The organism is Facklamia sp. P12955 (assembly GCF_050409565.1).
Lineage (GTDB): Bacteria > Bacillota > Bacilli > Lactobacillales > Aerococcaceae > Facklamia.
In genome coordinates, this window is sequence record NZ_JBNUPF010000014.1 from 45,071 (window position 1) to 58,523 (window position 13,453).

Sequence of the window (13,453 nt, forward strand, 5' to 3'; positions counted from 1 at the left end):
CCTAATCTGATAACTTAGTAATTGGAGCAAATGCTGCCATTAACTGTTTAATTCCTTGCTCTGGAAAAGCTACTTTTAAAATTTGGTCGCTAGCTGACTTGTCAACTTTTACAATTGTCCCTTGACCCCAAGCTTTGTGGTCCACTTTGTCTCCCACTTGCCAGTTAATCATTTCTAGACCTTTGACATTTGAAGTTGCTTGGAAAGCTCGCTTCTTCTTAACGGGAGCCGAAGGGGGACTTAACTTAACTCTATTGGCTTGGTTTTTTCCTCGATTATTTGCAGTAAATCTTTTGACTCTTCCTGGAAGTCCAATATGCTCAAGTAAATCTTGTTCAATCTCATCTATAAATCGACTAACTAAATTTTGCTGATAACGTCCGTATAGTAGACGATTGGATGCTGCTGTTAAATATAATATTTCCTCAGCGCGTGTCATTCCTACATAGGCTAATCTTCTTTCTTCCTCTAAATCTTCTTCATTATCAAAAGAACGATAGGATGGGAAAATCCCTTCTTCCATTCCAACAATAAAGACAACCGGAAATTCTAAGCCCTTGGCTGCATGTAGAGTCATCAAAGTGATACCCATTTGTTCATCCTCTTCTTGGTTATCACTAACCAAAGACAATTCTGTAAGGAATTGAGTCAATAAAGCTGTTGATTGATTAGTATCGTCCTCACTTTCCACTGCTGACTCAAATAGATCCAAAGCAACATTTGAACCTGATATTTCTAAAATTGCTTGCGATTCGATAGTGCTTTGATCTTGATTTTGAAAATCAGGATCTTTTTCTAACAGTAAACTATGATCCTCTTGGTCAAAAAGTTTAGTTACTGAAGCAAATTCTTCTAAGTTTTCTAAGCGAGCTCGACTTTCAAGAGTGCCTTCTTCAATTAAAGCCTGAGTATAGTTTGAAAGCTGCCACACTTGCTCTACTAGTTCACTCATAGAGAGATATTTTGCTTGTTCTTGAAGATTTTTAACCATTTGAGCAAACGTTTGTAATTTCTTTTGTACTGCTTTAGATAGTTGAGACTGATCTAAATAATCGATCGCCATGAACCAGGGTAACTGAATCTGAGCAGCAAAATTTGATAACCGCTCGATAGTGGTATTTCCAATTCCACGTTTAGGAACATTCACAATTCGATTAAAGCTAAGGTTGTCAGCGGGGTTATTAATTAACCTTAAATAAGCCAAGGTGTCTTGGATTTCTTTACGAGCATAAAACTTCAAGCCCCCAATAATTTTATAAGGTAAATTGGCTTTTAACAGCTGGTCCTCTAAAGAGCGTGACTGAGCTTGAGTTCGATAAAGAATAGCAAAATCATCATTTTTTAAATTAAAACGATCTTTAAGCTCAATAATTTCTTGAATAACAAAAAGCGCCTCCTCTGAGTCGTTGTCTGAATGATAAAACTTAATCTTGCTTCCTTTGTCCTTATTAGACCATAATTTCTTAACTTTACGATTTCGATTATTTTTAATCACACTATTAGCTGCAGCTAAAATATTTTGACTGGAACGGTAGTTTTGTTCTAATAGAATCGTTTTAGCTTGAGGAAAGTCAGATTCAAAGTTTAAAATGTTTTCCATATTTGCGCCGCGCCAGCCATAAATAGATTGATCAGCATCTCCTACTACACAAATGTTATTAAGAATTCCTGTTAATAATCGAATGAGTTGATACTGAGTATTATTGGTATCTTGGTACTCATCAACATGAATATATTGAAACTTATGCTGATAAAAGTGACGGACATCATCATATTCTTCTAATAATTTAACAGTATTAAGAATCAAATCATTAAAATCCATGGCGTTGGCTTGTTTTAATTTTGTCTGATAAAGTTGATAGACTTTTGCATAAATTTCTTCAACAAAATTACCGGCAGTTTGTAAATAATGTGCTGGGCTTTTACCTTCATTTTTTGCTTGTTCAATTTGCCATAGAAGATTCTTATCTTTAAATTGTTTGCTATCTAAATTTAATTCTTTTAACACTTGACGCATCAAAGTTAGTTGTTCAGATGGGTCTACGATTGAGAAATTTCGTTGATAACCGATTTTTTCGCCCTCTCTTCTAAGTATCCTCACACACATTGCATGAAATGTTGAGACCCATATAGAGTCTGCATCTGGGCCAACTAAGTTTTTAATCCGCTCTTTCATTTCATTTGCGGCTTTATTTGTAAAAGTAATAGCCAATATATTCCAAGGATTTACTCTTTCTTCTTCAACAAGATAAGCGATTCGGTGAGTAAGAACCCGTGTTTTTCCTGAACCTGCCCCAGCGGCTATTAACAGCGGTCCCTGGGTAGTCAATACAGCCTCCTTTTGCTTATTATTTAATCGACCTATACTTTCTAATAAATTCATATTATCACTCCATTTCACCAACGCTTCCAATATTTGATATTATATCAAAAATAAGAACAATCTCCTATGTCCTTTATAGCCTTCTCTCAACTCCTCATAAAATAAAAAGAAGCCAAGGCTATCCCTTCAGCTTCTTAATTCTATTGAATTTTATATAATCCGGTCATTTCAATTTGCCGATCACACGATATTAAACTATCTCCCGTTATGATTACCTGTCCTTCCAAATGATTGTGTAATTGTCCAGGAAAATTTACTAAAGCAAAACCCCAATCTGTGCGAGACATATATTGTGTCATGACATTTTCTATATTTAAATATTCTAAAGGAATCGCTATAGCTGCTGCTGATTTTACTTTTAAAGTAGGCAAAGGCAAGCCTGACAGTGCTCGCATACACGCTTCGAATTGCGATATGGACATCGAGCCGATTGTAAAAGTTGCCGCTTGCGATAAGCCAATCGAAGCTTGATTGATGTAAATAACACCAGAAGATGTAATAAAGAACTCTAATGTCAAAGCCCCAATCAATGTAAGTGACTCAGCAATTAATCGGCCTAATCGGTTGATTTCATTAGAAACCTCATCAACAATACGCGCAGGATACCTTACTTGTGTACCAATAATTAACCCTTTATCTACTAATTCAAAGGGAGGATAAATCAATAATTCTCCTCGCTCATTTCTGACAACAGTCAAAGAAACTCTCTTCTCAACTGGAATCCAAGCCTCAAGTATACATGTTGCTTGCTCAACTTTCTTCTCTGCTAAAGGTAAATCATCCTCATTGAATAGAAGAATGTGGTCCTTGGCTTGATTCAAATGTCGTTGTCCTGACTTAAGAACACAAGGATAACCTATATATTCTATCGCTTCTTTAATATCTTCAATGGAAGTCACCATTGAAAAAGGAGCTACTAAACTTTTAGTAGAGTCTAAATAAACTTTTTCAATTAAACGGTCTGTTGTAATTGCAACTAAATCTTCTGATAAAGCCAAGTCAGTATATTCTTCCAATAATTTATAATGTCGGTTTGATAAAATACCTGGTTCAATATATATCATATCCACTAAGCTTGCAAATTCGATTAAACTCTCGTCTTGATAGTTAGCATCGACTATTTGCCAATAAGAAAATTGTTTGACCGGGTTTTCATCATGACTCACCATGCTTGCTACACGATACCCCAATCTTCCGGCCTCTTGGGCCAGTAAAGCGGTTGTAAGTGAGTCTCCAATAATACCAATCATACTTCCTGGTTGATGTCTTCGAACCATTTTATCCCTCCCATCATATTATTCTTTTTATGGTTGATCATATTGATCCAATTGCCACTCTTCAATCATATTTATTAATTTTTCTCCGTAATTTGGATCGGTTGCATAACCCGAATCTTGTAATGCCTGAGCTTGTGATTGGAAATCCTTGGCTTGTAATACAGCTTGATATTGATTAGGATCCCAAGAAGTTCCATTAATCATTAAAAGAGCGTGCTCACGCATTGATGCTTGTCTAGAAGGATACACCTTAAAATAATCCTTAATCTCAACCCACTCGCCATCAAAAAACTCCATTGTTGGATAGAGTGCAGAATTAGGATCGTCAGCACTTGTTTTTACACCATATAGATTATTATGCTGGCTAGCTAATTGACTTCTACCAAAGTCCGATTCTAAAACAGCTTGAGCTAAAGACACAGAAGCATAGACACCAAACTCTCTTTGTAAAGCTTGGGCAGTTGGGACCAAATCTGCAATAAATTGTTCTTTGAGCAAGTGATCTGATTGATAAAGCTCATTTTGATAAAAATTAGGAGCCGGTTGTGACATCCAACGAAATAACAACACAAAAAGTAAACTAATAAAGATAATCATAAAGAAGCTTAAACATCCTAATCGTTTAAAGAAAGCTTCCTGCCATTTTTTGAATTGTTTAAGTTTCTTATTATTTTTCAAAGTTTTTTTTCTGGGTCTATGAGCTTTTTTGCGTTTTCTTTGCACCAAATAGCTTCACCACTCTATTTTTATTCTTCGACAGTGTCTCTTACTTTATCACTTTGGTCATCAAACCATTGTAAGAGTTTTACCTCATCAGTTTCTAATTGTTGTCTCAAAACTCCAGGTAGACGAATTTCTATTATATCGTTGTATCCCCAAAATTGATAATCTGCAATTAATTGCAAGATCATTGTGTTCTGTTGGTTTTCTGAGCTTTCACTCTGATGCCATTCTAAGCGTACCATACCATGGTTAACCCAAGTCTTGGCGATTTGATATTTAAGATAGAGGTATTCTCCAACAGGATTAGCTGAAACCTCTGGAATTATTTCAGCATTTCGCACAACTTTTTGAACAAGCATCCATTCATAGTCAGTAAATAAAGTCGATATTATTTGGATATTTTCAAATTTTAAACCTTGTTCTCCTTTTTTCCATCGGTCCCAAGATTGAGGACTAATGCCTAACTTTTCCGCATAAAAAGCTTTTTCAGTTTGAAATTTCTCTTTAATAGCATGAATAACGATTTGTATCAGTGTAGGACTCATTGAAATTCCTCCCTTTTTCTCTATTATACACCTAAAAAGTGATGTGAGAAGTGGAAAAGCTCTTAAAAATAGAAAGACTTCTTAAATTGAAGTCTTTCTATCTCAAAACTAATCATTTGAATAAACCTTTTAATAATAATACCAAGCACCATTTTCATCTTGATACCAGGTGCCTCTACGGTATTCATCGCCAAACCAGTAATAGTTTTCTGTTTGCTTGCCATTATATAAATTATCTGTCGGCTCTACACCTGTTTCAACCGATGTAACAGGTGGGGTTACTACTGCTTGAGTAGTCTGAACTGGTTCTTGCGTCACCTCAAGAGTAGTTTCATTTTCTAAGATCTCAGCACCTTCTTGGTTCGCTAAATATTGTATGAGTATATCATTAATTGTTTGGCTTATCTTACCATTCATTTCATAAGGTTCAGTGAATTTTTTTGTAAGAACTACAAAAATATAGTCTTCTCCTGCTGCTTGAGCAATCCCGGCAATATGTTGAAGTTGTGGGTTTTCTTCGGTAGTTAATAATTCGTAACGTTGAGTCACATTAGCATTATAATTGGGAAATTTATCTGTGAATGGTGAGAGATTGACTGATTCTTTCAGCAAGTCGTCATATTCTCCATCAATCAATTCGTTTTTAGCTAATTTGACAAGTAAATTAGCTAAGTCCGTTACATCAGTGACTGCACCCGTTATGTACCTATCTTCTTCAATAGCTAATGGAGCGTTCATACGAGTAGCAAAATATCCAGACTCTTTTAACCAGTAGTTAAAGCGGTTGACACCCTCAGCAAGCTGAACGAGATGATTCATGGCAGAGGCATCTCCTGATTGAATAGTTAAATCAATCAACTCTTGGACTGTATAGGAATCTCTAGCTTGACTTGCCACTTGTCCTGTATCCCCAGAAGCAATTAATTGTGTTTTAACAGGGATTTCTTGGTCAAGAGTAATTGTTTCTTCTGCTAGCAATTCATAGGTACGTTGTAAAATAAACCAAGCGATTAGACGATCAGCCTCCATTGTTTGGTTTTCATAAACAAAGGGTGCTTTATCTCCTAGCTGTTGAATTTGTAAAGCTACTGTTTCCTGATTAGAAAAGTAATTGGTAACTATTTGATTAAACTGATCAATTCTTTCTGCTTGATCTTGCTTATTTGGTACTTCATAAGCGATGCGTTCTGAAAAATTCTCTGCACTTATTAAAAGCTCTTGTTGACTTGTATCTTCACCAATCACTGATAAAGCGGGATCATTAAAGGATAATCTAAGTTTCTTGCCTTCTTTAAAAAGAGAAAACTCATCCTTCAATTCTGCTTCAGTCTCATTATATTTCACTTTAAAGTTAAATGTTTCTTGATCTACATCAGAAAGAGAGTTGGCAAAATCGAGATTAACTGTAATCATCGGATAAGCATCCACATCTACCTTTGATTTTTCTATTTCAAAAACAGTATCTTCTACAGTGGTTGTTTGATTTTCTTCTTCTGATTTTACTTCAGAAGAAGAATTATCTGAAGTAACATTCATTGTTTTTTCAGTATCCTTTGGAAGTTGAGAAGTCTCAGTTTCTTGGACAGGTTGTTCACTATTTTGATTTATTATTGGGTCCAAATAACTCTTAACCATGCCTACCAATTGAGGTCCGTAAACAAACATTAAAAAAAAGGCTGCCAATAAAATTAACCATTTGACAATAGTCCAAAGCGTTTTACCAAAACTAGTCTTTTTAGTTCTAGGGACAATATAATCTTCAGCATTATCGGTGGATTCATCAGAAAATAATGAGCCAGTGTACGGATAAGATAAAATTTCGTCTGCCCTTTTCTTAAAAGCTTCTTCTGAATCCTCTTCCGATTCATTGCCTTTTGAATTTGATTGAAGTGAACGTTCATAAGCTAATTTGGCTTCTTTTTCTGCTTCTGCTAATTCTTTTTCAAGAGATCGCCTAACAGGAACGTGCTGTCTATTGTCTTTGATAGCTTGAGAATGTTTTTCATTATCAGCTACTTCATTTAGACCACGGATATCTTTTTCAACTGATATTTCATCATTAGGTTTTCTCTTTTTCAATAAACTCTGTTCTTTTTTATCTGCTTGATTAAATCTATAACCGCAGTACGCACATTGGGTCTTACTACGGACTTTCCGTCCACAATTTGGACACTTCATTTGATTGCCTCCTCTTAGATAGTCGCTCTATAATTGGTTCTTAACTTAAACCATTGTAGCATATTCTTAAAGGGCTTAACAATACGGGACTGATTAATCAAGTCCCTTGAGAGCTTCTACCATATTAATACGTTTTATTTTTTGGTGCATGATCAGCATAACAGAACTTGAGAAAATAAATGTAAGAATAAAGGATATTAAAAAGGATGCTAGGGTTGCCCTAGGATAAAAGAGCATTGAATTCATTTGCATCTGTTTCATAATAATATGTGTAAGCACACGTCCAGCTATCAGGCCAAAAGAAGAACCTAATACTGTGATTATAAAGATTTCCTCATAGACATACAAACTCACTTCTCTTGCATAAAAACCTAAAACTTTGATAGTGGCCAGTTCACGATTTCTCTCTTCTATATTAATATTGGTCAAGTTATACAAGACCACAAAAGCTAAGGCTGCCGCTGAAACGATTAAAACAATTGTAATGACGTATAAACTATCCATCGTCTTGCTAACTACTTCTTCTATATTAGTTATATTAACGATAGCTTGAACATCCTCATTATCTTGTAACTGGTCTTCTATACGAGTCACTTTGGCATTAGCTTCATATTTCAGTAAAAAAGCATTAATTTGAGCGGGCTTTTCAAACACCTGATTGTAGTCATTTTCTCCCATATAGAGATAATGATTGACATAGTTTTCTGCTGCTCCCTTTAAAGGAATCGTATAATTTTCATCGTCCATTTTAAAGATAGCTTTAGAGTTGGGTTTTAAGTTGAATAACTCAGCTAATCGTTCTGTATAAAGAGGTCCTGCTTCATCTAAATCAACTGGTTCAGCCACTTTATCATCTCCACCTTGTCTTACAAATACAAAGTCTTTAAATGATTGAACATCACCTAGCGGAACTATTAAATTGACATTTTCTTTTTCAACATCATTTTCTAATTCTAAGGATTCTGAACGGATTGGATAATACGCTTCAATGCCTTCGTAATCTGCTAATTCATCTTGCAGTTTTTGAGTTTGATATTGGCCTAAATCTTCATTCAAGACCAGGGTAGCATCATAGCGTTGTAATTGCTCAAATTGATTAGAAAGCAAACCTGAAATAGTATCACTAATTCCAAAACCAGTGAGAATTAACATTGAACAGCCTGCTACACCAATGAAAGTCATGAGATTTCTTCCTTTATATCTGAAAAGGTTTCTCAAAGTCATTTTACGATTAAAAGATAAGCGTTTCCAAAACTCAGTCCAATTTTCAAGTAAAATTTGTTTACCTTGTTTAGGGGGTTCAGGTCTTAAAAGTTGTGCAGGAGCTTGCTTTAACAATACATAAGGTGTATATATTGCTGGTATCAGTGTACAAGCTAAAGCAATAGCACCGACAATCATATTCCAATATAAAGAGCGAGGAATCAATGGGTTAGCCAAATAAAACATGGAATTATATGCTTGTAGAATGATTGGTGGAAAGATACGATAGCCCAAAGATATTCCTAAGACTATTCCAATCACTCCTGCTAATCCAGCATACACCACAAATTTTAAGATTACTTGCCAGCGATGGTATCCCATTTGTTGCATGGTTCCCATATAGTTTCTTTGTTCACTTGACATGCGCTTAACAGTTGTGAAAACAACTAAAACGGCAATAGCAAAAAAGAAAACTGGAAACAAATTAGAAATAACATTCAATTTTTCCGCATTTTCTTTCAGAGATTTATAAGCTGCATCGTCTTGACGTGTCAACACATGATAAGTCGGTTCTTTTAAATCTGCTTCTAATTCTTTAAGTTCCTCAAGTGCTAATTGTCCTTCTCTTAATTCTAGATTATTCTCAGCAATACTATCTGCTACAGCTTTTTTTGAGCGACTCAGTTGATTTTCTCCGAAAAACAACTCATTACTAGCCATTAAGCTTTGTTCTTGACCTTCCAACAACTCTGCTTGTTCTTCAGGCTTTCCTAAAGCTTGAGGATTATTAGAGTCTATATTGCCTTCTAGAGACTGCCGCAATAAGTTTTCTTCAATTTGACTAAATTCTATCTTAGCTTCTTGAAGGTCTTGTTCAGAATCTATCAGTGTCTTTTCGACTTCGGAGATTTTTTTATTTGCCGCCTCAAAGTCATTATTAGCTTCTTCTAAATCTGAACTAACCTCATCATATTTAGCTTGAATATCCTTTTTACTGGCTTCCAAACGCTGTTTTGGACGATTAGCTAACAAATCTTCTAATTTAATTTTTAGTTGATCGAGCCTTGATTGATAAGCTGGTTCATAAGCTCTCTTTCTATTATTACGTATCCAATAGAAAACTTCACTATAGTAACTGGCTTGTATTTGATCTTCTTGAATTAACCCAAAAACAGAATGGTCGAGGCCTCGATTAATGCGTTCATAATAAAGTGGTGTTTGAACAAATCCAACAACTTCAAACTCATTTGTTATCAATTCACTATCTTTTATTGAAAAGATTGAATCTGAATTATCACTATCTATAGCGTCTTCACTTGCTCGTTGGTTCAGAGTGATTTTTACCTTATCTCCAACTTTGACAGACTCGTTTGGATCAGTATTAATTAAATCAAGATACTTACTATCCAATGTGATTTCAGAAGCTTTCTGTGGAAATCTCCCTTCAACCAATTGATAATATTTTTTATCTTGTTCATTGATACCAAAAACTTTGATAGGTTGAGTACTTGGCTCAACCATACCAATAACTGATTTAATGGGACGTAACCGAAGTTCTGCGCCATCTTTTAAATTTTTAATTTCTTTAATGTCATTATCATTAATACCTTGAGTAGATAATATACGACCGTCGGGCAAATCATAAGTTTCATAATAGTCACGCGCGGTTTCTACCATAGCTGGTCCTGTTGCTTTGATTCCAATAAAAAAAGCAACTCCTAGACTAATAATAGCTAATATCGATAAGAATCGTGGGAAACTTTTTAATATCTCACGAAAGATATCCTTTATGAGCGATTTCATGTTACCTCCTTTCTACCAATGTAAATCTAATACATTAGTAGGATGCGGATTTTTGACGATTTCTTCTACTTGTCCATTACGAATTTTAATCACACGGTCTGCCATTTTCGAAATCACCGTATTATGAGTGATTACCACAACAGTTGTACGTGTTTCTCGACATGTATCTTGTAATAATCTCAAAATTTGTTTGCCGGTTTCATAATCTAAAGCACCTGTAGGCTCATCACAAAGAAGAATTTTGGGTCTACCTGCTAAGGCCCGCGCAATAGAAACTCTCTGTTGCTCTCCACCAGATAGCTGAGCAGGAAAACTATCTAATCGATGTCCTAACCCTGCTTCTTTAAGTACGGTTTCTGCTTGCATATTACTTTTAGCAATGTGGATCATTAATTCCACATTTTCTTTAGCTGTTAGGTTAGGAACTAAATTATAATTTTGAAAGACAAAACCAACGTTATTTCGCCTAAAACGCGTTAACTGCTTAGCCTTGTATTTAGCAATGTCTTCTCCATCTATAACTACCTGTCCGGAGGTCGCTTGATCCATTCCACCTAAGATATTTAGTGTAGTTGATTTACCAGCTCCGGAAGGACCTAAAATAACCACAAACTCTCCCTCATCAATTGTAAAACTGACTCCATCATTTGCTCGTGTAACGACTTCGCCAGTTTTATATTCTTTAACAACTTCTTTTAATGCAATATAAGACATTCTTACTCCCTGCCTTTCTTATTCAGAACAATAATATACCAGAACTGTAAGATACTGACTCGTAGGATCAACGGAAGAAGGGTAGTCTTCGGGAAGTCTAAAACTTTGAATCAATTGAACCTTCTTGCCACTTAAACGCCCAGCTTCATTCATATCCTCAATAAATTTATCTTTTGAGTAAGCTGAATGGTTTGTGGATAAGACACACAAACCTCCTGCTTTCGTTATTTTAAACAAATCTTTAGCCATTTTTATATAATCAGTTAAGGCTGAAAAAACATAACGTTTGGTTCGGGCAAAACTAGGAGGATCACATACCACCATATCAAAATCTTTTGAAGAGCGTTTGACATAGTCAATATAATCAAACACATCCATAATTCTAATCTCGTTAGATAAATTGTCAGCGTCCAATTGATTAATTAAGAAATTTTCTTTAGTTAACTCTAATGAACGGTTAGCTACATCTACACTGATAGTATTACTGGCACCACCTAGGCTAGCTGCAACTGAAAATGCACCCGTGTATGAAAAAAGATTTAACACAGACAAGCCTTTTGCTTGCTCTTGAATATACTGTCGTACCTCTCTTTGATCAAAAAAAAGGCCTGTCATCCAATCCTGACCTAAATAAATAGCATACTTTCGATTCTGTTCTTTAATAATTAGAGGCTGTTGGGCTTCTTTTCCGGTAACATGTCCCATTGCTTTTTCACTATCACCTATTGGAAAACGCTTGGTTTCGTATATACCTGCAACTTCAAGTGGAGATTCTAAAAGAATTTCAAGCCACCAATCGCGATACTCATAAGCACCTTTAGAATACCAGTTGATTTGAATGAAATGGTCATACCAGTCGATTGATATTCCTCCTAATCCATCTCCTTCACCATTGAATAAACGAAAACCCGTTGTTGTAGGGTCGTCCAATAGAGATTGTCTACGTTCAACAGCTTCTTGAAAGTAAATTGAAAAGAGTTCTTTGGACCACAAATCTTCCAAATTTAAGCTAAAAACCCAAGCAAAGCCTTTGTTTTGCCGACCAACGAAAGCTTGCCCTTTAAAGTTATGACTGCGATCAGTAATAAAGATAATCATCCCCTCAGGTGCATCTTTAATATCATCAGGAGCTTCAAAGTCTTCTAACCTTATTAATTTTTCTCCTGCTTGAATTCTTTGACTCGCAAAATCTTTTAAATAAAAACACTTCATTCTATTACCTCTTTCATTCTTAAGATCATTTATAGTAGAAGCCTCTAGAAAACAAGCCCATTTCTTAAAGCATTACTTTTTCTCTTTTGATAGTAATTCTTCCATTAAATAGTCAGCAGCTGCCGGACTGATTGTTTTAAGACTTGTTCTTTGGGGAATAACTACTTTTTTAGGTTTAAAAGAATATTCTAATCGAACTCTTTTAGTAGTAAGTTCAGCTGTATCTTTGCTAAAAAAGTTAAAAGCTACATTTTCTACAATACCCTCCAAGGTAACATCTAAAATTTGTTTATCTGGATCAAAGTCCATGGTGAAACTCGTTAATTTATCAGTTAAACCTTGGCTCATCAAATTTAGTGTTTTATTGAACTGTGGTGTTCGGTGTTCCGTTTCCTTAACTTGTAAATGGTTAGAAAATTCGGATTCAATTTTTGTTCCGAATAAAAAATCATTCGCTTGCTCATTAATTTTAATTTGATGGTTGAATTGATTTTCCCAATCTTGATACTCGCTCATGATAGATGAAGTAGAAGGTTGAATTAAATGATCTAAACGATAAGAGATGGATAAGAAGGGGTGCTTATCAAAGAAAAGACTTGGAATATCGATTCTTTCAATATTTAAATGATATTGATCCTTCTTGAAACTTAATTGTCCCTTATCTACTCTCATTAACTTATCCCGATTAGGAATGAGCAGCAAAGAAGTCGCAGGCTTTTCATTAAGATTAACCGTCCCGATTGTTTCATTTGAAAATTCTGTATAAAGATTAGTGTACTTAGCCATTTGTTTATCAAACTGGTAATTAAAAAAAGCTTGTTTAAAATAAGCTAGGCTATCTAAAAAAGCAAATTCTTTTACATAGAACAAACGGTGTCTTCCATATGATATAAAGCCAAAATCTGCTGTCTCGGGATAATCATCTTCCATTTGAAACTTTAAATCGCCCTTCAGGTCTCCTTTTGTAACATCTACTTGGTAGGTCGCTTGCCCCATCGCTTGATTTTTATCCAGGTTGGTCCACTTCATCTTGACCTCAAATTCTTCAACCTCTTTCAAATCAATTAATGATTCTGAAAGTTTCTTAAGTAATTCTTGATCCACTTTGTTTTCTATTGATGTTTTAGTTTCTGTTAATGACTCTGTGGTTATTTGATTCGCTTTAGCAGAAATAGGAGTATATAATAAAGCTAATAATATAGTGAAAATAAAAAGCTTATTGACTAGTTTAAATCCTCTATCCATAAATCCTTCTCCTTTTTAAAAAGTCTTACTATTATTATAAATGAAGTTCAGCTTTAATACACCAACAATCTACTCTATAAAATTAGCTTCAAAAAACCTCTAAATTTGAAGTGACCCCCAAAAGTTCGAGTTAAAAACTAACTTTTGGGGGTCCTTTTATGTCTAAAAAT

9 protein-coding genes are annotated in these 13,453 nt (G+C 35.0%); all 9 read right to left on the reverse strand.

Features of this window, described 5'->3' with window-relative positions; translation table 11 throughout:
* Window position 1: 1 nt before the first annotated feature.
* Window positions 2-2,383, reverse strand: coding sequence for a UvrD-helicase domain-containing protein (locus tag ACQV2G_RS05375; protein ID WP_428873562.1), 2,382 nt, complete (start codon window positions 2,381-2,383; stop codon window positions 2-4).
* Between the two features lie 140 nt (window positions 2,384-2,523).
* Window positions 2,524-3,660, reverse strand: a complete 1,137-nt coding sequence (locus tag ACQV2G_RS05380) for an ATP-grasp domain-containing protein (protein WP_428873561.1) — start codon at window positions 3,658-3,660, stop codon at window positions 2,524-2,526.
* 27 nt (window positions 3,661-3,687) lie between these two features.
* Window positions 3,688-4,338, reverse strand: a complete 651-nt coding sequence (locus ACQV2G_RS05385) for a glycoside hydrolase family 73 protein (protein WP_428873560.1) — start codon at window positions 4,336-4,338, stop codon at window positions 3,688-3,690.
* A 68-nt stretch (window positions 4,339-4,406) separates the two neighbouring features.
* Complete coding sequence (locus ACQV2G_RS05390; protein WP_428873559.1) at window positions 4,407-4,928, reverse strand: hypothetical protein; 522 nt, start codon at window positions 4,926-4,928, stop codon at window positions 4,407-4,409.
* 129 nt (window positions 4,929-5,057) lie between these two features.
* Window positions 5,058-7,106 (reverse strand): serine hydrolase, encoded by a 2,049-nt coding sequence (locus tag ACQV2G_RS05395; protein WP_428876301.1) that lies wholly within the window; start codon window positions 7,104-7,106, stop codon window positions 5,058-5,060.
* A 93-nt stretch (window positions 7,107-7,199) separates the two neighbouring features.
* Complete coding sequence (locus ACQV2G_RS05400) at window positions 7,200-10,112, reverse strand: FtsX-like permease family protein (RefSeq protein ID WP_428876302.1); 2,913 nt, start codon at window positions 10,110-10,112, stop codon at window positions 7,200-7,202.
* 12 nt (window positions 10,113-10,124) lie between these two features.
* The gene (locus ACQV2G_RS05405) at window positions 10,125-10,826 is read right to left on the reverse strand and encodes an ABC transporter ATP-binding protein (RefSeq protein ID WP_428873556.1); all 702 of its coding nucleotides are present in this window, start codon (window positions 10,824-10,826) and stop codon (window positions 10,125-10,127) included.
* Window positions 10,827-10,844: 18 nt separating this feature from the next.
* Window positions 10,845-12,038 (reverse strand): class I SAM-dependent rRNA methyltransferase, encoded by a 1,194-nt coding sequence (locus ACQV2G_RS05410; RefSeq protein WP_428876303.1) that lies wholly within the window; start codon window positions 12,036-12,038, stop codon window positions 10,845-10,847.
* A gap of 72 nt (window positions 12,039-12,110) precedes the next feature.
* Window positions 12,111-13,283, reverse strand: a complete 1,173-nt coding sequence (locus ACQV2G_RS05415) for a hypothetical protein (RefSeq protein ID WP_428876304.1) — start codon at window positions 13,281-13,283, stop codon at window positions 12,111-12,113.
* Window positions 13,284-13,453: the final 170 nt, after the last annotated feature.

What these genes read in the sequence shown, in the direction of transcription:
- ACQV2G_RS05410 (WP_428876303.1), bottom strand. Translation starts at nt 12,038, where the DNA reads ATGAAGTGTTTTTATTTAAAAGATTTTGCGAGTCAAAGAATTCAAGCA.
- ACQV2G_RS05415 (WP_428876304.1), bottom strand. Translation starts at nt 13,283, where the DNA reads ATGGATAGAGGATTTAAACTAGTCAATAAGCTTTTTATTTTCACTATA.
- ACQV2G_RS05395 (WP_428876301.1), bottom strand. Translation starts at nt 7,106, where the DNA reads ATGAAGTGTCCAAATTGTGGACGGAAAGTCCGTAGTAAGACCCAATGT.
- ACQV2G_RS05400 (WP_428876302.1), bottom strand. Translation starts at nt 10,112, where the DNA reads ATGAAATCGCTCATAAAGGATATCTTTCGTGAGATATTAAAAAGTTTC.
- ACQV2G_RS05405 (WP_428873556.1), bottom strand. Translation starts at nt 10,826, where the DNA reads ATGTCTTATATTGCATTAAAAGAAGTTGTTAAAGAATATAAAACTGGC.
- ACQV2G_RS05375 (WP_428873562.1), bottom strand. Translation starts at nt 2,383, where the DNA reads ATGAATTTATTAGAAAGTATAGGTCGATTAAATAATAAGCAAAAGGAG.
- ACQV2G_RS05380 (WP_428873561.1), bottom strand. Translation starts at nt 3,660, where the DNA reads ATGGTTCGAAGACATCAACCAGGAAGTATGATTGGTATTATTGGAGAC.
- ACQV2G_RS05390 (WP_428873559.1), bottom strand. Translation starts at nt 4,928, where the DNA reads ATGAGTCCTACACTGATACAAATCGTTATTCATGCTATTAAAGAGAAA.